We start from the raw sequence: 20,529 nt of genomic DNA on the forward strand, positions 1-20,529 counted from the left end.
CGGGTCGGTGGTCCGGGGTGACGGATGCCGCGCGCTAATCCTGGGGACGCTCGAGGCTCGAGTGCTCGGCGTGCTCGAAGTTCTCGACCGGATCGTAGGGGCGCCCCGCCCGCTCCTGGCCGGGCAGGGGACGCGACCGGCGACCATAGATCAACTCCGAGGAGTCGAGCAACCACGGCACGAGCGTGATCGTGACGCCGTGAATCAGCATGAGCTGCTGGGCGAGCCGCCGGGAGCGGCGGTTGTGCAGCAGCGTCTCCCACCAGTGCCCGACGATGTACTGCGGCAGGTACACCGTCATCACGGCCGGCCCGTTCTTCTCGCGGTAGCGCCGGATGAACTCGCCGATCGGGCCGGCGTAGGTGCGGTAGGGCGAATCGATGATGACGAGCGGGATCGGAATGCCGTGCGCCTTCCACTCCTCCTGCAGCGCACCAGCATCCTCGTGATCCGTCGCGACGTGCAGGGCTATCGTCTTGTCGTGGCGGGCTGCGACCGCGTAGTCCAGAGCCTTCACCACGGGCTTCTGCAGCCGGCTGACCATGACGAGTGCAACGTCCCCGTCCGAGCCGAAGTGGATCTCGTCATCCATCCGGATCTCGTGTTCGACGTCGCGGTAGTACCGGTTAACGCCGAGCATCAGTGTCGCAAGGATCGGGATGGCCAGGAAGACGAGCCAGGCCCCGTGCGTGAACTTCGTCACGGTCACGATGATCAGCACGGCGGCGGTGAAGGTTGCACCGGTCGTGTTGATGATCAGGCCCGTGATCGCGCCACGGCGCTCGAGGGCGGATGCCGGATCTCGCCGCGCTTCAACGCGGGTTGTCGCCCGGATGATGCCGCGCCAGTGCCGCACCATGCCGATCTGGCCGAGCGAGAACGAGACGAAGACCCCGATGATGTACAGCTGGATGAGTGTCGTGAGGTTGGCTTGGTAGATCACCAGCACAGCGATCGCGATGAGGCCGAGCACCAGCATCCCGTTGGAGAACACGAGTCGGTCGCCGCGGGTGTTCAGCGCCTTCGGTGCGTACCCGTCGCGGGCGAGCACGGCGCCGAGAAGCGGGAAGCCGTTGAACGCTGTGTTCGCCGCCAGCAGCAGCACGAGCGCGGTGGCAGCCTGGATCAGGTAGAAGGGGATCGACCCCATGCCGAACGTTGCGGCAGCGACCTGTGCCATGAGGCTCGGCTGCGGTTGATTCGCACAGTCGAACCCGACGAGCGTGCAGGGGTCTTCGGCGTAGTGGACCCCCGAGATCAGGGCCAGTGCCGTGAGGCCCGCGAACATCAGGATCGCGACGCCGCCCATCATCGAGAGGGTGGTCTGGGCGTTGCGCACCTTGGGTCGGCGGAACGCCGGGACTCCGTTGGAGACCGCTTCGACACCTGTCAGGGCCGAGCATCCGCTCGAGAAGGCCCGCAGCACGAGCAGGATGACGGCAGCCTGTGACAGGCTCTCGGCCTGCACCGCGAATTCGGCGGATGACGCGACCGGCGGGTCGCCGAGCGCGGTGCGCACGAGCCCGGTGCCGATCATGAACACCACCGAGCCGATGAAGACATAGGTGGGGATTGCGAAGACGAGGGATGCCTCGCGCACGCCCCGCAGGTTGATGAGCACGATCACGACGACGAAGCCGATGGCAAGTTCGACTCGCGCCGGGTCAAGCCCGGGGAGGGCGGAGATGATGTTGTCGACCCCCGAGGCCACCGACACCGCCACGGTGAGGACGTAATCGACCAACAGGGCGGCCGCCACGACGACACCGGGTACCTCGCCGAGATTGGTGCGGGCCACCTCGTAGTCCCCACCGCCCGAGGGATAAGCCTTGATGAGCTGCCGGTAGCTGAGCACGACGACGCTCAGCAGCACGACGACAGCGGCGGCGATCCACGGCGAGAAGGCGAGAAAAGCGAGCCCACCGGTCAGCAGGATCATGAGCAGTTCCTGCGGCGCGTAGGCCACCGACGACAGTGCGTCGGAGGCGAAGATCGGCAGTGCCATCTTCTTCGGGAGCAGGTGCTCGTCCATCGCATCGGAGGACAGCGGCTGGCCCAGGAGGATGCGCTTAGCGACGGGCGTCTCGGGTACGCCCGATTCGGGCGCGTCAAGTGTCACGGCGGGCGAGACTACGCCTGCACGGGCGCCCGCGCAAGCTGCAGAAGACCCACGGTCAGGTGCCGATACGCGCGGTGCTGCCCCGCACGACGAGTTCGTAGGGCAGCTCTTCGCGGTCGGGGACGCTGCCTGCCGGTTGCTCGAGCTCGTGGAGGATCGTGGCAGCGGCACGAGCGCCCTGCCTCGCGGGGAACTGGTCGACGGTCGTCAGGTCGAAGAATCGGCCGAGTTCGTGACCGTCGATCCCTGCGATGGACAGGTCTGTGGGCACGCGGTATCCGAGGTCGCGAGCGGCGAGCATCGCCCCGATAGCCATCTCATCGGATGCCGCGAAGATGGCGGTCGGCGATGCTCCGGGCCTGCCCAGGAGCTGCTTCGCTGCGCGGAAGCCGCCCTCGATCGTGAAGTCGCCGGGCTCGAACAGCTCCGGTCGCGGATCGATGCCCGCTGCCCGCAGCGCCGACTCGAAACCGTGCCTGCGGCTGGACGGAATGTGGAAGTCGATGTCGAACTCGGGGTCGGCTCCGATGTGACCGATGTCGAGGTGTCCCATCGCAAGCAGGTGCTCGGTGGCCAGGCGCCCGAGGCCCACATCGTCGATGGAGAGCGTGGGAAGCAGTTCGTTCGGCCCGCCGATCGCGATCACCGGCATTCCGAGCGAGAGCAGCGCCCGCGACTCGTGCTCGCCGAGCTCCAGCGCAACAGCGATCACCCCGTCGACCCGCTGCCGGCGCAGGAAGGTGTCGAACACCTGGCGGCGGTGCTCCCGGTCGGGCGTCACGTTGTACAGCGTGATGTCGTAGCCCGCCCGCGTCACCTCTTCGGCGATGCCGCTGAGGAGTGTGCTGAAAAACCACCGGTCGAGGTGAGGGATCACGACGCCGATGTTGCGGGTGCGGCCGGATGCCAGGCTCGACGCCGACGAGGACACGACGTAGCCCAGGCGCTGCGCGGCCTCTTGCACGCGTTCGCGGGTCGACTCCGAAACGTTGTGCTTGCCGCTGAGCGCGCGCGACACGGTCGCGGTCGAGACCCCGGCCGCTCGGGCTACCTCATCGATTCCGACCATGACGACCCTCGCGGCTTACTCGCCGGTCAGCCACACCGCCTGGTCGACCGGCAGCATCCGGCCGGCGAGCGGGCCGGATGAGACAACGACAACGCCCGAGGGAAGCTCGATGGGCTTGGCGCTCAGGTTCGCTACCACGGTGATCGAGCCGTTGCGGAAGGCCACGACATCCGTGCCAAGCCCATCCACCCACTCGAGGGTCCCCGCCCCGAGGCCCCGCGCCCGCCGTTCGGCGAGCAGGCTCTTGTAGAGGGTGAGCGTCGAGTCGGGGTCGTCGCGCTGAGCGTCGCGGGCAAGGCCAGCCCACTCGGCGGGCTGCGGCAGCCAGGACTCTCCGGTGTCGTTGAAGCCGAAGGCGGGCCCGTCCGAGGTCCAGGGGAGCGGGACGCGGCATCCGTCGCGCCCGTAGCGCTGGCCGTTCGTGCGGAACCAGGTCGGGTCCTGGCGTGCCTCGTCGGGCAGGTTGATGACTTCGGGCAGGCCCAGTTCCTCGCCCTGGTAGAGGTAGGCCGATCCGGGAAGAGCGAGCATCAGCGTGGTGGCGGCGCGAGCGCGACGCAGCCCGACCTCGGGGATCGGCTTGCCCGGTGACTTCGGCCCGATGCCGGCGCCCTGCGGGTTCTCGGCGGTCAGGGCCAGACGCGACGCGTGGCGCACAACGTCGTGATTCGAGAGCACCCAGGTGCTGGGGGCGCCGACCGCGCCGTAGCCCGCGAGCGAGTCGGCGATCACAAGGCGCAGCTTCTCGGCATTCCACGGGGTCTCGAGGTATTCGAAGTTGAATGCCTGATGCATCTCATCGGGACGCACCCACAGCGCGGTCTGCGCGACCGAGGGAAGCCAAGCCTCGGCGCACAGGGCCCGGTCGCCGTCGTATTCGGCGAGCAGCGCGTGCCAGTCGCGATAGATCTCGTGCACTCCGTCCTGACCCCAGTAGGGGACTGCTGCCTCGCCGCCGCCCATCGAACCGGCATCCGTCGGCGGCGTGTAGTCGGGGAGGCCCTCTTTCTTGACGAGCCCGTGCGCGACATCCACGCGGAAGCCGTCGACGCCGCGGTCGAGCCAGAAGCGCAGGATGCGGCGGAACTCCTCGCGCACCTCGGGGTTGGACCAGTCGAAATCGGGCTGTGAGGCGTCGAAGAGGTGCAGGTACCACTGGCCTGGGGTGCCGTCGGGCTGCGTGAGGCGCGTCCAGGCGCCGCCTCCGAACACCGACTCCCAGTTGTTGGGCGGCAGCTCGCCGTTCGCGCCCTTGCCGTCACGGAAGATGTATCGCGCGCGCTCGGGGCTGCCGGCGGGAGACGCAACGGCCTCCTGGAACCACGCGTGCTGGTCTGAGCAGTGGTTGGGAACGAGGTCGACGATGATCCGGATGCCGCGTGCGTGCGCCTGCGCGAGCATCTCGTCGAAGTCGGCGAGGGTGCCGAAGATCGGGTCGACGTCGCAGTAGTCGGCGACGTCGTAGCCGGCATCCTTCTGGGGCGAGCGCTGGAAGGGGCTCAGCCAGATGGCGTCGATGCCGAGGGCCGCGAGGTCGCCGAGGTGGTTCGTCACGCCGCGCAGGTCGCCGATGCCGTCACCCGACTGGTCAGCGAAGGAGCGGGGGTAGATTTGGTAGATGACGGCGGTGCGCCACCACTCGCCGCCGGGCGCCGCCTCGCGAGAGAGCGCGGGGGCAGCGACGGATTCTGCAGAAGTCATGGAGCACACCATACTGCACCGATGTAAGCGCTTGCATGCGAGTCTGAGGCGGCCCGCGCGGTGCGGCGGTCGGGCACGCGCGCGACACGCGTAAGCCGTAGTCTGTCGGCGTGCCCGACACCGCCGCCCTCGACCGCGCAGAGTCCTTGATCCGGACGATCCCCGACTACCCGAGTCCCGGCATCCAGTTCCGTGACATCACGCCGCTGCTCGCTGATGCCGCGGCCCTGCGCGCCGTCACGCGTGCGCTCATCGAGCCGTTCGAGGGCGGGTTCGACGTCGTCGGCGGAATCGAGGCCCGCGGATTCCTCCTCGCGGGCGTCGCCGCCGCCGAGGCAGGCGTGGGCCTGGTGCCGATCCGCAAGGCCGGAAAACTGCCCCGGCCCGCGGCATCCGTCTCGTACGCCCTCGAGTACGGCGAGGCTGCCATCGAAGCGCATGACGACCTCGCGCCGGGCACCCGGATTCTGCTGGTGGACGACGTGCTGGCCACCGGCGGCACGATCGCGGCCGCGCGTGAGCTCATGACGACGCTGGGCGCCGAGGTGATCGGCACGGCAGTGCTCATGGAACTCGAGGCACTGGACGGTCGCGCCATGGCCGGCGAGGTCCACTCCCTCTTCGTCGTCTAGTTCTTCGCAGTGGCCCGACCCGGGCCAGTTGTTCGGTCGCGCCGTGTTGCGGGTGTGTGGCGCCCTCACCCGCACGACGACGCGACTGAAAGGAGAGCCCAGATCTTCGGTCGCGCCGTCGTGCGGGTCGGTCGCGCGCACACCCGCACGACGACGCGACTGAACGGATGGATGATCCGGCCCGGATGCCTCGCGCTGGCGATCGCGCCGCCCGACCCGGGTCAGAGGGTTCCGACGCCGAGATTGATGGGGCTGCCCTCGATGTTGCCGACGATGCCGCGGATGATGTCGGTTCCGTCAGTGCCACGCAGGCTCTCGTACCAGGCCTCGGTCGCACCGGGCACGAACCCGTGCGTCTCGGCAGCGCGCTTGCGGGCCCGGTTCACGAGATCACCCGCCCGCTCGGTGCGCGAGCGCTCGTAGCGGCGCAGCGCGTCCTCGACGGAGTTCGTGTTCGTTGCCAGTGAGATCGCGAGAGCGAACGTGTCCTCGAGCGCTGAGCAGGCGCCCTGCCCGATGTCGGGCGCCGTGTTGTGAGCGGCATCCCCGAGGATTGCGACCCGACCCTTCACCCACGTGTCGAACGGGTCGATGTCCCAGATCTCGACGCGGTTGAGGGAGGATGCCGGGTCGATCGCCTCCAGCAGGGTTTGCACGCCGGGCGCCCAGTGCCCGAACGCTTCGCGCAGCGCGGCGAGGGGCTCACCGGCCTCGGCGGCGTGCCCGGCCGGCTGGGGGATGTCGACGAAGAAGTAGAACCGGTCGCCGGCTACGGGCATGACGGCGCAGCGCTTTCCGTCGCCGACGTAGGTGGTCCACTGGTTCGCGGGGCCGATCTCGGCATCCTGGGCCACCAGACCGTTGAAGTTCGTGTACCCCGAATAGGTGCGTTCGATACCGCCGCCGGTGACGTGGTCACGCACCATCGACCGCGCACCGTCGGCGCCGATCAACAGGTCACCACTGTCGGTCGAGCCATCGTCGAAGGTCACCGTCACGGTCTGCCCGTCGTCGGCTACCGACACCGCCTTGCGCCCGAGGTGGATGCGGTCCATCCCGACGGTCTGCATGAGAAGTGCCTGCAGGTCAGCTCGCGCCACGGGGTACGGGCGCTGACCGGTCTGCGCGGTGACCGGCTCGAGCGAGAACTGGCACATGACCTCACCGGTGAGACCGTCGAGGTAAGCCATGTCATCCATGCGGCCGCCGAGCGCGGCAACTTCGTCGGCAAGGCCGAGCCAATTGAGGACCTTCACCCCGTTGGACCACAGCGAGAGCGCCGCACCGACCGGCTTGTTCTCTCGCATCCGGTCGTAGATGACGACCTCGTGGCCCAGGCGCTGCAGCGCGATCCCGGCACTGGCGCCGCCGATGCCTGCGCCGATGATGATGATCTTCATGTGACGAACATTAGGGAGCGTGTGTCACGGCCGCGTTACGGCGCCTCAGCTGCCGCGGTAGGTCGAGTACGCGAACGGGCTCAGCAGCAGGGGCACGTGATAGTGGCGAGCGTCGGTGATCGTGAAGTCCACCGTGACGCTCGGATAGAAGCAGTCGGTGCCGTGAGCTGCGAAGTAGGCGCCGGTGTCGAAGGTGAGAGCGTAGGTTCCCGGCTGAAGTAGCTCGGGTCCGAGCCCGGCACGACCGTCGGCATCCGTCACAGCCTCGGCGATCGCCTCACCGGATGCGTCGCGCAGCGTGACCGCGACGCCTGTGGCAGGCATCCCGCTGGTCGTGTCGAGAACATGGGTGGTCAGGTGCGCTGTCACGGTCTTCACTCTCCGGTCGAAGGGTCGGGTTCGATGGCGGCGCGAAGGCGCAGCATCGCGATCTGCCGCAGCTGGTCGAGCGCCTCGTCGACTTCGGCCTCGGCGGTGTTGTCCAGGCGCCGCTGCAGCTCGACCAGGATCTCGTCGGGCGTGCGTCCGGCGGCACGGATGAGGAAGACCCGCCCGAATCGCGCCTCGTAGTCGGCGTTGCCGGCGGCGATCTGCTCGGTCACGGATGCCGCGGCATCCGTCATCGCCGATTGCTCGCGTCGCGAGGCGTTAGCCTCCGCGCCCTCGCCCCGCGGGCGCTCCCCGATGCGGGGATGGTGGGCGAGTGCGGCATCCAGTTCGGGAAGACGCCACGTGCCGGCCAGTCGTGCTGCCGTGGCCTCGAGCTCGTCGACGGAGAAGAACGGGCGTGCGTCTGCGACGGCCTCGGCCCAGGCCGGGACGCGCGCCCACACCGACACGACCTCGATCGCCTCGGTCTCGGGCAGGTCATTGAAGTGCGTCAGCTCCATGCGGACACCGTAACGCGCTCGACCCGGCACGACGGCAGACGTGATCCGAAATGTTGGTACAGGTAACATGCGAGAAATGCGCGGATCATACGGTGACGGCATGTCGTCCCCGGCCATCGCCCTCGCGTCACGCCGGGTGTTCCTTGACGGCGGCTTCTCCGCCGCGACCGTCCTCGTTCGTGATGGCCTCATTGCGGGGATTGCTCCGTACGACCCGGATGCCGACCTCATCCTCTCTGACGACGAGGTGCTCCTGCCGGGCCTCGTCGACTCGCATGTGCATCTGAACGAACCGGGCCGCACCGACTGGGAGGGCTTCGAAACCGGCACCGCCGCTGCTGCGGCGGGGGGTATCACCACCGTCGTCGACATGCCGCTGAACTCGCTGCCGGTCACGACGACCGTCGAGGCGCTCGCCGCCAAGCGCGCCGCGACACCGGGCAAGCTCGCTGTCGATGTCGCGTACTGGGGTGGCGCCGTGCCAGAGAACCTCGGGTCGCTGCGTCCCTTGTTCACGGCCGGGGTGGTGGGGGTGAAGTGCTTCCTCTCGCCCTCGGGGATCGACGAGTTCGGGCATCTGGATGCCGCCGCCCTGGAGTCCGCGCTGACCGAGCTTGCCGTCTTCGACGGGTTGCTCATCGCTCATGCCGAAGACCCCGCCCACCTGCACGATGACCCGGCGATCGGCAGCAGCTACGCCAGATTCCTCGCGAGCCGACCGCCGATCAGCGAAGAATCGGCGATCGCCGCTGTCGCCGCTGCCGCGGGCCGCACCGGAGCGCGCGCCCACATCGTGCACGTCTCGGACGGGCACGCGCTCGATGTCATCCGCGAGGCGAAGGCTGCCGGCATCCGGCTCACCGCCGAGACCTGCCCGCACTATCTGACCCTGCGGGCCGAGGATCTCCCGGATGGGTCGGGCACCGTGAAGTGCTGCCCGCCCGTGCGTGATGGCCACAACCAAGACCTCCTGTGGGCGGGGCTGCTCGACGGCACGATCGACGCGGTCGTCAGCGATCACTCGCCGGCGACCCGCGATCTCAAGGAGCGCGAAGACGGCGACCTCGGCCTCTCGTGGGGCGGGATATCGGGGGTACAGACGGGGCTCCGTGCCGTGTGGACAGAGGCATCCCGTCGCGGCATCCCGCTCGAAGCGGTGATCCCGTGGTTCACGACCGGGCCTGCCGCAATCGCCGGCATCCGCAGCCGCGGTGTGATTCGGCAGGGCGCTCCCGCGCACCTGGTCGCGTTCGCGCCGGATGCGGCATCCGTCGTTCGCGCCGCTGACCTGGAGTATCGCAACAAGCTCTCGCCGTGGGACGGCGCGCTGCTGCGCGGCGCCGTACGCACGACCTGGGTCCACGGCGAGACGGCCTACACCGCGAACCGGGGGATCACAGGCCGTCACGGTCGTGAGATCCTGGCCACCAATCCCGCTTCGGACGAAGGAGCCCGATGACCACCTTCCCCTTCCCGATCCTCCAACCCGGTGTCGGCGAGATTCCCGGTGACCACTACCTGCGCTCCACACCCGAGACCGTGATGTGGGGGCGCCTGCCGTGTGTCACCGACACCGCGGTGCTCGCGGTCGCATCCGGCGAGACGGTGACCATCGACACGGTCAGCCACGAAGGCATCCTCGATGACCACGGCACCGACCCGGTGGCCTACTTCGGCAGCCACGGCATCCCCCGCGAGGCGGTGCTCGACGACGCCGTCGAGGTGGCCTCGGCGCTCACGCGAAACCCCGACACCGACGGCCCGCATGTCGTGACCGGTCCCATCCGGGTGACGGATGCCGAACCCGGCGACCTCCTGAAGATCACCGTGGTCAGCCTCGAACCGCGCGTGCCGTACGGCGTGATCTCGAACCGTCACGGCAAGGGAGCGCTGATCGGCGAACTGCCGCGCGGCGCGCACAACGTCAGCGTCTTCACTCCCGTCGAGGCGCGGCCCGAGGGCCTCGTCGGCGTGCTCCCGGTGACCGAGGGCGGCGAGGGTCGAATCGAGTTCCCGCTTGCACCCTTCCTTGGGATCATGGGGGTCGCGGTCGCCGACGACGAGCGCCCACACTCGGTTCCCCCCGGCCCGCACGGTGGCAACATCGACATCAAGCTGCTGACCGAGGGGTCGGTGCTCTTCTTGCCGGTTCAGGTTCCGGGCGCGCTCGCGTACGTCGGAGATCCGCATTTCGCACAGGGAGATGGTGAGGTCGCGCTCACCGCACTCGAGGCATCCTTGCGTGCGACACTGCGGTTCGAGGTGATCCCGCGCGAGGTCGCGCTCGCCGAGTTCGGAGAGCTCGCTGGCCCCCTCGTTCGCACCGACGAGTACCTCGTTCCCACCGGCATGGATGTCGACCTCAACGTCGCGATGCGCAACGCCGTGCGCGCCGCGGTGAGTCTCATCGAGGCGCGGTGGGGGCTCGATGAACACCTCGCGTACGCCTACCTGTCGGCAGCCACCGACTTCGACATCTCCCAGGTCGTGGATGTCGTGTGTGGGGTGCATGCCCGCATCCGTGAGGCCGATTTTGCGAAGGTGGACCGTGGCTGAGGCGACCCTGCCGCCGAGCGGCTTTCCCGACGACATCCCCGCCGACCTGTTCACGGCCTTCGACGCCTATGAGCGCGCGATCCTCGCGAACGACCTTGATGCGCTCGATGCGGCGTTTGCACCGGGTCCGCAGACGATCCGCGCTGACGGTGCCGGCCTCCTGGTCGGACACGACGCCATCAGCGCGTTCCGCGTCACGCGCGGCGGAGTGGCCCCGCGCACGATCGAGCGCCTGGAGTACCGGCCGCTTGGTCCCGGCATCGCGCTCCTGGTCGCTGGATCCCGCTTTCACGGCGGAGGGCGCGGCATCCAGACCCAGGTGTGGCAGCGCGTCGACGGCCAGTGGCTGATCACGGCGGCCCACGTGACGCCCCGCACTCCCGCGTTCGATCGGTCGATCTGGCGCAGCGTCGGCGACCCGCTCTGGCAGGGTGCGTGGGAGGGGCCGCTTGCGGGCCTCACCGTGGCGGTGAAGGACCTCTTCGCCCTGACCGGTTTCCGCATCGGCGCCGGCAACCCCACCTACCTGCGTGAGGCGCGGGCAGAGAAGACCACGGCTCCCGCGCTTGCCGACCTCATCCGGGCCGGAGCGTCGGTCCGAGGACTCGCGCGCACCGACGAGTTCGCCTATTCGATCGCGGGTGACAACGCCCACTACGGCACGCCGCCGAACGCCGCGCTGCCGGGGGCTCTGCCCGGTGGTTCTTCCAGCGGGCCGGCCAGTGCCGTGGCCCTCGGGCAGGCGGATGTCGGCCTCGCGACCGACACTGCAGGATCCATCCGCGTCCCTGCGTCGTACCAGGGCTTGTGGGGTCTGCGAACGACGCACGGCCTCGTGCCCCGGCAGGGGATGCTCCCCCTCGCGCAGAGCTTCGACACCGTCGGGTGGTTGACGCGCGACGGCGCGACGCTGCAGCGGGTGGCCGAGTGGTGCCTGAGCTACGACGGGTCGGATTCCACCGAGAGCGTCTACGGCGAGTCCGGCGATGACCTGCCGTGGCGGTTCCTCGTGCCCGACGAGGTGCTGGATGCCGCGGATGCGCCGACCCGTGAGGCTTTCGACTCTCTGGTCGCGCGGCTCGCGGCATCCGATGATCCCCCGCGTCTGGCGCGGGTCGAGATCGGCGACCTCGACGAGTACGTTGCGCCCTTCCGGACGGTGCAAGGCGCCGAGGCGTGGCGCAACAACGGCGAGTGGCTGCGTGAGCATCCCGGCGCAGTGGGACCGGCCGTCGCCGAGCGCTTTCGGCTTGCCGCGTCGGTCTCTCCCGCGGCGGAGGCCGACGCTCGCGGGGCGCTCGCCCCGCTGCGCGAGAGCCTGCACCACCTCGTTCGTGACGCCGTGCTGCTGCTGCCGACCGTCCCGGGCCCCGCGCCGGCACGCACTGCCGCTCCCGCCGAGATCGACGCCACGCGCCTCTCGACCCTGCGGATGACGACCCCCGCCGCCGTCGCGGGGTTGCCTGCGCTCTCGATCCCGCTGCTCACGGTGCGCTCGCCCCTCGGCCCCGCGCCGGTCGGGGTATGCCTGATCTCGCGCGCGGGCACCGATATCGCCCTTGTTCGCCTGGCCCGGCGGCTTGCGGCTCTCGTCGCGACCGACCCGGCCGAAAGGACCCTGACATGACCGACCAACCCCTGTCGAGCATCCCCGGACCGATCGACCCGCCGCGCCGGCTCCTCATGGGCCCCGGGCCTGTGGATGCCTACCCCGGCGTGCTGCGCGCGATGTCGGCGCCGCTGGTCGGCCAGTACGACCCGTTCATGACGGCGACGATGACCGAGACCCAGGAGCTGTACCGCGGCGTCTGGGGCACGACCAACGACGCGACACTGCTGATCGACGGCACCTCGCGCGCGGGGATCGAGGCGGCGATCCTCTCGCTGATCCGTCCGGGGGACCGTGTGCTTGTCCCCATCTTCGGGCGGTTCGGACACCTGCTCGCCGAGATCTCCGAGCGGGCGATGGCCGAGGTCCACACGATCGAGACGGAGTGGGGGCAGGTCTTCACACCCTCGGCGATCGAAGAAGCGATCGTTCGGGTCAAGCCCACCCTCCTCACTCTCGTGCAGGGTGACACCTCCACGACGATGCTGCAGCCCCTCGACGAGATCGGCGAGATCTGCGCCCGTCATGGCGTGCTGTTCTACTCCGACGCGACGGCATCCCTCGGCGGCAACCCGTTCGAGGCCGACGCGTGGGGGCTGGATGCCGCGACCGCCGGCTTGCAGAAGTGCCTGGGCGGACCCTCGGGGTCGGCGCCGATCACTCTCAGTGACCGCGCCGTCGAGGTGATCTCGTCGCGCAAGAAGGTGGAGGCCGGCATCCGGGAACCCGGTGACCCGTCGTCGCCGGACTTCGTGCGCTCCAACTATTTCGATCTCGGCATGATCCTCGACTACTGGGGGCCCCGGCGTCTGAACCACCACACCGAGGCCACCTCGATGCTCTACGCCGCTCGCGAATGCGCGCGCCTGCTGCTGCTCGAGGGCCGGGATGCCGTCATCGCCCGCCACCGCCGCGTCGGAGCTGCGATGCTCGCCGGTGTTGAGGCGATGGGCCTGCGGGTCTTCGGCGACGTCTCGCACAAGATGAGCAACGTCGTCGCGGTCTACATCCCCGAGGGTGTGCCGGGCGATACGGCGCGCGCCGCGATGCTCGAGGACTTCGGGATCGAGATCGGCACGTCGTTCGGGCCGCTTCACGGCAAGGTCTGGCGCATCGGCACGATGGGCTACAACGCCCGCCCGGATGCCGCACTGCAGACCCTCGTCGCGCTTGAGGCCGTGCTCCGCCGATTCGGTGCCGCGGTGCCGTCCGGTGCGGGCGTGGATGCCGCATCCGACGCTCTGGCAGGAAGCTGACGCATGCCCCTCCTCGAAGCATCCCCCGATCGCATCGCCGCCGCCGCCCGCCGGGTGATGGCGCGTTGCGACGAACTGGCACGCGTGAGCGCGCAGCCGGGAGAGATCGAGCGTGTGTACCTCTCGCCCGAGCACGCTCGCGTCAACCGGCTGGCTGCCGAATGGATGCGTGAGGTTGGCCTTCGGTCCTGGCAGGATGCCGCGGGCAATCAGCTCGGCCGCATCGAGCGCAGCGCCGACCCTGACCCCGCCGCGCCAGCCCTCATGATCGGTTCGCACCTGGACACCGTGAAGGATGCGGGCCGGTTCGACGGCATCATCGGTGTGCTGATGGCTCTTGAGGTCGTTCGGCTTCTGCGCCAGGAGAGCGACGGCGTCTCGCGGGTGCCGCTGCCGTTCGCCGTCGAAGTCGCAGCCTTCTCGGATGAAGAGGGCACGCGCTTCGGCAAGGCGCTGCTCGGATCTTCGGCCGTCGCGGGTATCTGGAACGACGCCTGGTGGACGCTCGCCGACGAAGACGGCGTGACTCTGCGCCAGGCCTTCCTGGAGTTCGGGCTCGACCCGGGGCGCGTCGGCGAGGCCGCACGCCGACCTGACCACCTTGTCGCCTACCTCGAGGCGCACATCGAGCAGGGACCCGAGCTCGATCGCGCAGGTGAGCCGCTCGCCGTGGTGTCATCGATCGCCAGCGCCCGCCGCTTTCAGCTCACCGTCGAAGGCGAAGCCCGCCACGCCGGCGGAACCCCGTACGACATGCGGCGTGATGCGCTCCTCGGTGCGAGCGAAGCGGCGCTCGCCGTCGAACGCATCTGCCGCAGCGAACATCACATCATCGGGACGGTCGGCCAGCTCGAGGCGTTCCCCGGCGCGGTCAACGTCGTGCCCGGAGAGGCGCACCTGAGCGTCGACCTGCGCGGTGAGCTGGATGGCGAACGCGACCGGGTCTGGGACGAGATCAGCCGCGAACTCGACGACATCATGGGCCGTCGAGGGCTGCGGTGGCAGGCACGGGAGGTGCACAACGCGCCGGCCGTGCGGTGTGGGCTCCTGCTGCAGGACGTCGTTCGCGAGGGCATCGTGCACGCGGCCCCCCGCGGCAGCGACGCGCCACCCGTCATCTTCAGTCGCGCCGGCCACGACGCTATGGCGATCGACTCGATCACGGATGTCGGGATGTTGTTCCTGCGCAACCCCGACGGCGTGAGCCACCACCCCGACGAAGCCGTTTCGGCCGCAGACGTTGCCCTCGGCATCCGTGCCCTGACCGAATCCGTGCTCCAGCTGGCCGCCGACCGTCTCTGACGTTCGGGGTTTACTTTCAGTCGCGCCTTTCTGCGGGTCGTGTGAGTGCATCACCGCCTATTGGCGCGACCGAATGTGGGGTCAGTACTTTCGGTCGCGCCTTCCTGCGGGTCGCGTCAGCTCACACTCGCATATCGGCGCGACCGAACACGGGGTGCTGCTTCGGTCGCGCCGATATGCGGGTTTGGCGGACGTGAGCTCACAAGAGGGCGCGACTGAAATTGAGGTTGACACGTTCGGTCGCGTCTTGGTGTGGAGTGTCGCCCCACGGGCGCGCAGGACGGCGCGACTGAAGCTGCGCAGCGAGGCAGGTCACGTATGCCAGCGACCCTGGTCAACGGCTCGACGGATGCGACGCACGAGAAGCTCGGGGGCCCCGAACACGTCTGCCTTGGTCACACGGATGACGCGCCAGCCGAGCTCGATCAGACGTTCCACGCGCGCGATGTCCTTTGCCCACTGCACGGGGTCGGTGAGGTGGTGTTCGCCCTCATACTCGAGTGCGAGAAGGATGCGCGGGAGGGCGAAGTCGACCTGCGCGATCCAGACATCTCCGTCGAAAACGTCGAAGTTCGGCAAGAACCCGCTGAGACCGGCACGGCCGAGCAGTAAGCGCATCACCGACTCCGGGCGTGACCGCGAGCGCGGGTGGATCAGGGGCAGGGCATCGCGAAGGATGCCACCTCTGATGCGCCGGCCCGCGTCCGCCGCGAGCTGGAGGGAGGTGAGAGTGGTCAGCGGGGGCGGATCATCACGGTGCATCTTGTCGCGAATCACCGCATCGCCGGCAACCACGGCATCATCGACCGATCGGTAGCGCGAAGACAACATGGCCCAGGTCGCTGCTGGTGACGACACGGAGACTCCGAACTCCGGATGCCGCACGATTTCGCACATCCACGGACGCAGCGCGTGTCCGCGCACACCCTGGGACGCTGGTGCTCGCCGCGGCCAGATCACCGCAACGTCCAGCGTGCTGGCGCGCAGCATCCGCCGGGGAAGTGGCATCCCCCACAGGACGGCGGCCGAGATGTGGCTGAAGAACTCGTGCTCGGTCATGCGCTGCGCGTAGGCATCCATCGAATCGAGCAGACGGGTCTCGACCGTGTCGGGCGGGTCGGCGCGTAACTGCCGAACGCCCCGGAACGGGATATCGAGGTCGGACGCGCGAAGGCGGGACGGGGTGACTCCGCGTTGGCGGGCATGCTTCACCGAGAACGCAGTGCCAAGGTCCATGGGCAATTCGCTGGGGCGCACTTCTCAACCGTGAGGTTCGGGCGTCTGCCGGGGTGGCCGCACGATCCCATCGGGGAGAGATGCGTGCAGAGTCGGTTTGTGGAGGAGTCGACGGAGGCGCGGCGTCCGTGGGTACCCACGGCTCGAGAAGATACCCGCGCCGGTTCGGTCGCGCCGTTGTGTGGGTTCTGGGCTAGTGAAACCGCAGGAACGCGCGACTGAACGGATGGCCTGCGTGCATGCGGAGCCACCGTCCGGTTCGGTCGCGCCGTTGTGTGGGTTCTGGGCGAGTGAAACCGCGGGAACGCGCGACTGGACGGATGGCCTGGCGAGTCGAGGGTTGCGCGGATGCTGGCGCCAGCGGGCGTAGCAGCGGCGAAACATGGGAGCTGTAGCGTTGCGACACCCTCGCACCACCGGAGAACCTATGGCATCCCTACTTGTGACAGGCGCCCGACTCATCACCGTCGCCGCCGGCGCGGACAACCTCGGCTACCTCGACGAGGGCTGGATGCTGGTCGAAGACGGCGTCATCGCTGCGACTGGCGCAGGCCAACCGCCCGCAGGAACGACCGCCGACGACACCCTCGATGTCGCCGGAGCCTTCGTCGCACCCGGCTTCATCTCCAGCCACAGCCACCTGTTCACCAGCGGCCTGCGCGGGCTCGGCGCGAACGAGACGCTCTACGGCTGGTGCGACTCGATGCTCGGGTTCACCGCAAACCTGACCCCCGACGACATGTACTGGTCGACCTTGCATGGCTCGCTCGACTTCCTCGCGAACGGCGTCACGACCGCCTACAACTTCACCGACCCGCTGCAGGCGTGGGAGTCGATGGTCGACGGCAAGCGCCTGGGCGGCAACGCGCCGCTGCGCCCGGTCGAGTACCACACGCGTCAGGCCGACGGATGCCGCGACGCCGGCCTCCGGTTCGTCGACGCGATCGGCATGGATGTCTCCACCGGCACTGACGACGAGATCTTCGACCGCTTCGCCGCCGAGGTCGCCCACACCCGCACCATGGACCCGGCCCTCGCGCTTGGCGCCTCGATCATGGGCCAGGTGCAGTGGTCGCCGCGCCCTGAGGCTGCCGAGCTCGAGGTCGAGGCGATGCGCCGGTTCGGTGTGACCAATCAGGCGCACTTCCTCGAGTCGCCTGAGGCCGTGCCGCTGCAGCAGGCGAAGTTCGCGATGTACCAGGATGCCGGAGCCCTCGGCCCCGACATGATGTTCGGTCACTTCATCCAGACCACGCCCGAGATCATCCGCGCCACGGCCGAGGGCGGAGCGTCGATGTCATGGCAGCCGGCCTCCAACGGACGACTCGCGTCGGGGGTCGCGCTCGTTCCCGAGATGCTCGAGCTCGGCATCCGTGTCGGGATGGGTCTTGACGACCAGGCCTGCACCGACCTCGCCGATCCGTGGGGCAACATGCGCGCCGGCATCTTCATGCAGCGCGCCCGCACGAAAGACCCGCTGTCGATGACCCCCGAGACGGTGCTGCGTCTTCACACCCTGGGCGGCGCCGAGATTCTGGGCGTTGCCGACCGGGTCGGAAGCCTCGAGGTCGGCAAGTTCGCCGACTTCGTCGTTGTCGACCCACGGATGCCGGATGTCGGCCCGCTGTGGCACCCCGTGCGCACGTACGTGCTCTCGATGAGCCTGCGCAACCTGAAGCAGGTCTATGTCGGCGGGGTGCTCGCGAGCGAGAACGGCGTCTCGACGAACCCGCTCGCTGCCGAGGCGTCAGCCCGCATCCACGCCGACCTGCCGGCCCGCGCTACCCAGTTCGGACACCCGCGCTGAGCCGCCCGCGCCGGAGTGGCCCGCGCTAGGCCGAGGCGCACGGAACGCACATCGTCGCCGTTGGAATGACCTCGAGCCGCGCCGCCGGAATCGGCTGCCCGCACCGGATGCAGCTGCCGTAGGTGCCCGCGTCCACGCGCTCCAGCGCATCGATCACCGCTGCGCGGTCGCGCACCGCCGCGTCCCGGAGTGCCTCCACGCGCTGCCACTCGCCCGAGAGCGTTGACCCCTCCGGGTCGTGCTCGTCGTCGGCTGTCGCGTCAGCGCGGTCGGCGCGCAAGGACGCGGCATCTGCGTCGAGCCGCGCGAGCTGATCATCCACGGAGCGCAGGCGCTCGGTCAGCACGGTGCGGTTCACGCCCCGAGGCTACGCCGTGCCCCCGACGTTCGGGTGGGCGTTCGGCCCGAAGCGGCTTTCGCAATCTCGAAGAAACACCCGGATGATAGGCAGGAGTCCGGGAGGTGAGCATGCGAGAGATCCTCGATTCGGCTGCGGCCTGGGTCGCCGAGGAGCGTCAGTTCGCGCTCGCGGTGCTCGTGTCGGCACAGGCGAGCTCGCCGCGCGAACTCGGTGCCGCGATGATCGTGGATGCCGATGGCGTCGTCTTCGGCAACGTCTCGGCAGGCTGCGTCGACGGCGACGTGCACGACCTGTGTCTCCAGGCGATCGAGACCGGCGAGTCCACCCGCGTCCGCTATGGCATCTCTGACGAGACCGCGTTCGAGGCCGGCCTGAGCTGCGGCGGCGTCATCGACGTCCTGGTGCTCCCCGTTCTTCCTGGCACGCCGGCAGCTGCGGCGATCACCGACCTTCACGCCGCCATCCTGCGGCGCGAGCCGTGCGCGCTAGGCATCTTCACGGCCGGACCCGGCACCGGTGAGCTTCTGCTTGCCCGCGAGAGCGTGGATGCCGCCGCAGTGACCGATCCCGGCATCCGTGGCGCTCTCGTCGCCGACCTGGCGCGCCTTCGCACCGATGACCACGCCCTGACCCTTCGGTACGGAACTGACGTCGACCCGCTCGAGGTGCTGGGCGTCCCGTTCCCGCATGCACCACGCCTGATCATCATCGGGGCCGTCGAGTTCTCGGTCGCCCTCAGCAGGTTGGGCGCGGCATCCGGATTCGAGGTCAGTGTTTGCGACCCCCGGGATGCCTTCGCCGCCCCCGCGCGCTTTCCCGACGCGCACGAGGTCGTGCACGAGTGGCCGCACGACTACCTCGCGCGCACACCGATCGACGCGCGCACGGCGATCTGCGTGCTCACCCACGACCCTCGGTTCGATGTGCCCGCGCTCACGATCGCCCTGCGCAGCCCCGCCGGGTATGTCGGTGCGATGGGCAGCCGCCGCACGCATGATGACCGAGCTCGCCGTCTGCGCGAGGCCGGGGTGACGGATGCCGAGGCCGAACGCCTGCGCTCCCCGATCGGCCTCGCACTCGGAGGTCGGACCCCTGAGGAGACCGCGCTGTCGATCCTCGCCGAGATCGTGATGGTGCGCTCGGGTGGACGCGGTGAAGCTCTGCGGGACGCGACCGGGCCAGTGCATCCCGCACTGTCAACACCCGACGTGCCGAGGTCACAGCCGGGCGCGGAAGAGGGCATCGCCTGCGCACCCGGCGCCGGTACCGTCGTGCCTCGCTGAGCGCGCTGCCTGCATCACGCAGCTGTTCGCCGCTTCCGCGCATTCGGTAACGCGGACGAAACAGTCCGGCGAGTGTTCATGAAATCTACATCTCGTACCGTCGGACTCGACGACCCGACGAGTCCCGTAGTCGTGCGTCACCGAGTGTCCCATTCATCCGCAATCAGGAGACGCAGCAAACATGACATCTCTTTCCTCCCGAATCGTGCGCCGGTCAGCCATGGCCGTCGCAGCCGTCGCCGTGTCGGCGCTTGCACTGAGCGCCTGCGCCAGCGGTGGGTCCACCCCGGCCGAGTCCAGCAGCGGTGACGCTGCAGAGGGCTTCGGAACGCTTGCCGTTCAGCTCAGCTGGATCAAGAACGAAGAGTTCGCCGGCGACTTCTTCGCCATGGAGAACGGCTACTACACCGATGCAGGCTTCGACGAGGTCACCCTCACGCCTGGTCCTTCGACCGGTGCCGCCGAGCTCATCTCGGGCACGGCTGACGTTGCATTCTCCGACGCGGTCTCGATCGGCTCGGTCGTGGCAGCCGAGGGCGCGCCGCTGAAGATCATCGGCTCGGTTTACCAGAAGAACCCCTTCACGATCCTTTCGCTGGCAGACGGCGGCAACATCACCACGCCCGAAGACCTCAAGGGCAAGAAGATCGGTGTTCAGGACTCCAACACCGCCCTGTTCAAGGCTCTCCTTGCCGCCAACGGCATCGACGAGTCCGAGCTCGAGATCGTGCCCGTGCAGTACGACCCGGCGCCGCTGACCAACGGTGAAGTCGATGGCTTCATGGCCTACCTGACCAACGAGTCCATCACCGTCGCCGCAGCCGGCTTCGAGGTCGCCAACCTGCCGTTCGCCGACAACGGTCTGCCGTTCGTCGCCGAGACGATCACGACGACCGACGACATGATCGCCAACGACCGCGAGAAGCTCAAGGCGTACCTGGTTGCTGAGATCAAGGGCTGGACCGACGCGGTCAACGACCCCGAAGAGGGTGCTCGCCTGGCTTACGAGATCTACGGAGCCGACCTCGACCTGAACCCCGAGAACTCGATCGCCGGTTCGATCGCGCAGTCCGAGGAGCTCGTCGTCTCGGCCGACACCGAGGAGTTCGGCCTCTTCTGGATCACCCCGGAGCTGCAGGAAGCGACCATCGCCAGCCTCGCTGGCGCGGGTATCACCCTCACCCCGGCCGACCTGTTCGACCTGTCGCTTCTCGAAGAGGTCTACGCCGAGAACCCCGACCTGATCGCCTACGCGGGCTGATCAGAAACACGCAAGGAGAATCCATCGTGACCGAACCCACCGCATCC

17 protein-coding genes are annotated in these 20,529 nt (G+C 68.8%); 9 read left to right on the forward strand and 8 right to left on the reverse strand.

The window, feature by feature from the left end; all coding sequences use genetic code 11:
* Positions 1-34: 34 nt before the first annotated feature.
* The 3 genes from BGO47_RS13850 to BGO47_RS13860 form a co-directional block, all read right to left on the reverse strand.
* Entirely contained in the window at positions 35-2,032 is a 1,998-nt protein-coding gene (locus BGO47_RS13850) for an APC family permease (RefSeq protein WP_292713184.1), read from the reverse strand.
* Between the two features lie 142 nt (positions 2,033-2,174).
* Positions 2,175-3,188, reverse strand: a complete 1,014-nt coding sequence (locus BGO47_RS13855; protein ID WP_292712796.1) for a LacI family DNA-binding transcriptional regulator — start codon at positions 3,186-3,188, stop codon at positions 2,175-2,177.
* Positions 3,189-3,203: 15 nt separating this feature from the next.
* Entirely contained in the window at positions 3,204-4,889 is a 1,686-nt protein-coding gene (locus BGO47_RS13860) for a glycoside hydrolase family 13 protein (protein WP_292712798.1), read from the reverse strand.
* Positions 4,890-4,999: 110 nt separating this feature from the next.
* Here BGO47_RS13860 and BGO47_RS13865 point away from each other — a divergent pair, with 110 nt between their 5' ends.
* Complete coding sequence (locus BGO47_RS13865) at positions 5,000-5,521, forward strand: adenine phosphoribosyltransferase (RefSeq protein WP_292712800.1); 522 nt, start codon at positions 5,000-5,002, stop codon at positions 5,519-5,521.
* Positions 5,522-5,742: 221 nt separating this feature from the next.
* Here BGO47_RS13865 and hpxO read toward each other — a convergent pair whose 3' ends face one another.
* From hpxO to uraD, 3 genes are read right to left on the reverse strand one after another with little or no spacing between them, the layout of a single operon-like run.
* Complete coding sequence (gene hpxO, locus BGO47_RS13870) at positions 5,743-6,921, reverse strand: FAD-dependent urate hydroxylase HpxO (protein WP_292712801.1); 1,179 nt, start codon at positions 6,919-6,921, stop codon at positions 5,743-5,745.
* 45 nt (positions 6,922-6,966) lie between these two features.
* Positions 6,967-7,290 (reverse strand): hydroxyisourate hydrolase, encoded by a 324-nt coding sequence (gene uraH / locus BGO47_RS13875; RefSeq protein WP_292712803.1) that lies wholly within the window; start codon positions 7,288-7,290, stop codon positions 6,967-6,969.
* A 5-nt stretch (positions 7,291-7,295) separates the two neighbouring features.
* Positions 7,296-7,811 (reverse strand): 2-oxo-4-hydroxy-4-carboxy-5-ureidoimidazoline decarboxylase, encoded by a 516-nt coding sequence (gene uraD, locus BGO47_RS13880; protein ID WP_292712805.1) that lies wholly within the window; start codon positions 7,809-7,811, stop codon positions 7,296-7,298.
* A gap of 100 nt (positions 7,812-7,911) precedes the next feature.
* On the opposite strand from uraD, the gene allB reads away from it, so the two are divergent.
* The 5 genes from allB to BGO47_RS13905 are packed head-to-tail and all read left to right on the forward strand — an operon-like array spanning position 7,912 to position 14,534.
* On the forward strand, positions 7,912-9,270 hold the full coding sequence (gene allB / locus BGO47_RS13885; RefSeq protein ID WP_292712807.1) for an allantoinase AllB: 1,359 nt from the start codon (positions 7,912-7,914) through the stop codon (positions 9,268-9,270).
* A complete protein-coding gene (locus tag BGO47_RS13890) occupies positions 9,267-10,367 on the forward strand; it encodes an acetamidase/formamidase family protein (protein ID WP_292712809.1) in 1,101 nt (366 codons plus the stop codon). The genes allB and BGO47_RS13890 overlap by 4 nt, the downstream gene beginning before the upstream one ends.
* A complete protein-coding gene (locus BGO47_RS13895; protein WP_292712811.1) occupies positions 10,360-11,994 on the forward strand; it encodes an AtzH-like domain-containing protein in 1,635 nt (544 codons plus the stop codon). Before BGO47_RS13890 ends, BGO47_RS13895 begins: the two co-directional genes overlap by 8 nt.
* Positions 11,991-13,232, forward strand: a complete 1,242-nt coding sequence (locus BGO47_RS13900; protein WP_292712813.1) for an alanine--glyoxylate aminotransferase family protein — start codon at positions 11,991-11,993, stop codon at positions 13,230-13,232. Before BGO47_RS13895 ends, BGO47_RS13900 begins: the two co-directional genes overlap by 4 nt.
* 3 nt (positions 13,233-13,235) lie before the next feature.
* A complete protein-coding gene (locus BGO47_RS13905) occupies positions 13,236-14,534 on the forward strand; it encodes an allantoate amidohydrolase (protein WP_292712815.1) in 1,299 nt (432 codons plus the stop codon).
* Positions 14,535-14,846: 312 nt separating this feature from the next.
* On the opposite strand, the gene BGO47_RS13910 is transcribed toward BGO47_RS13905, so the two are convergent.
* Positions 14,847-15,770 carry a hypothetical protein gene (locus tag BGO47_RS13910; RefSeq protein WP_292712817.1) on the reverse strand — a complete coding sequence of 308 codons (924 nt, stop codon included), beginning with the start codon at positions 15,768-15,770 and terminating at the stop codon, positions 14,847-14,849.
* 427 nt (positions 15,771-16,197) lie between these two features.
* On the opposite strand from BGO47_RS13910, the gene BGO47_RS13915 reads away from it, so the two are divergent.
* A complete protein-coding gene (locus tag BGO47_RS13915; protein WP_292712819.1) occupies positions 16,198-17,577 on the forward strand; it encodes an amidohydrolase family protein in 1,380 nt (459 codons plus the stop codon).
* Between the two features lie 25 nt (positions 17,578-17,602).
* Here BGO47_RS13915 and BGO47_RS13920 read toward each other — a convergent pair whose 3' ends face one another.
* On the reverse strand, positions 17,603-17,935 hold the full coding sequence (locus BGO47_RS13920) for a TraR/DksA C4-type zinc finger protein (RefSeq protein WP_292712821.1): 333 nt from the start codon (positions 17,933-17,935) through the stop codon (positions 17,603-17,605).
* Between the two features lie 110 nt (positions 17,936-18,045).
* Between BGO47_RS13920 and BGO47_RS13925 the strand changes: the two genes are divergently transcribed.
* Complete coding sequence (locus BGO47_RS13925) at positions 18,046-19,221, forward strand: XdhC/CoxI family protein (RefSeq protein WP_292712823.1); 1,176 nt, start codon at positions 18,046-18,048, stop codon at positions 19,219-19,221.
* Positions 19,222-19,402: 181 nt separating this feature from the next.
* The gene (locus BGO47_RS13930; RefSeq protein WP_292712825.1) at positions 19,403-20,482 is read left to right on the forward strand and encodes an ABC transporter substrate-binding protein; all 1,080 of its coding nucleotides are present in this window, start codon (positions 19,403-19,405) and stop codon (positions 20,480-20,482) included.
* The last annotated feature ends 47 nt before the right edge of the window (positions 20,483-20,529 follow it).

The sequence above is a fragment of the Microbacterium sp. 67-17 genome (assembly GCF_001898325.1).
GTDB classification, from domain to species: Bacteria; Actinomycetota; Actinomycetes; order Actinomycetales; family Microbacteriaceae; genus Microbacterium; species Microbacterium schleiferi.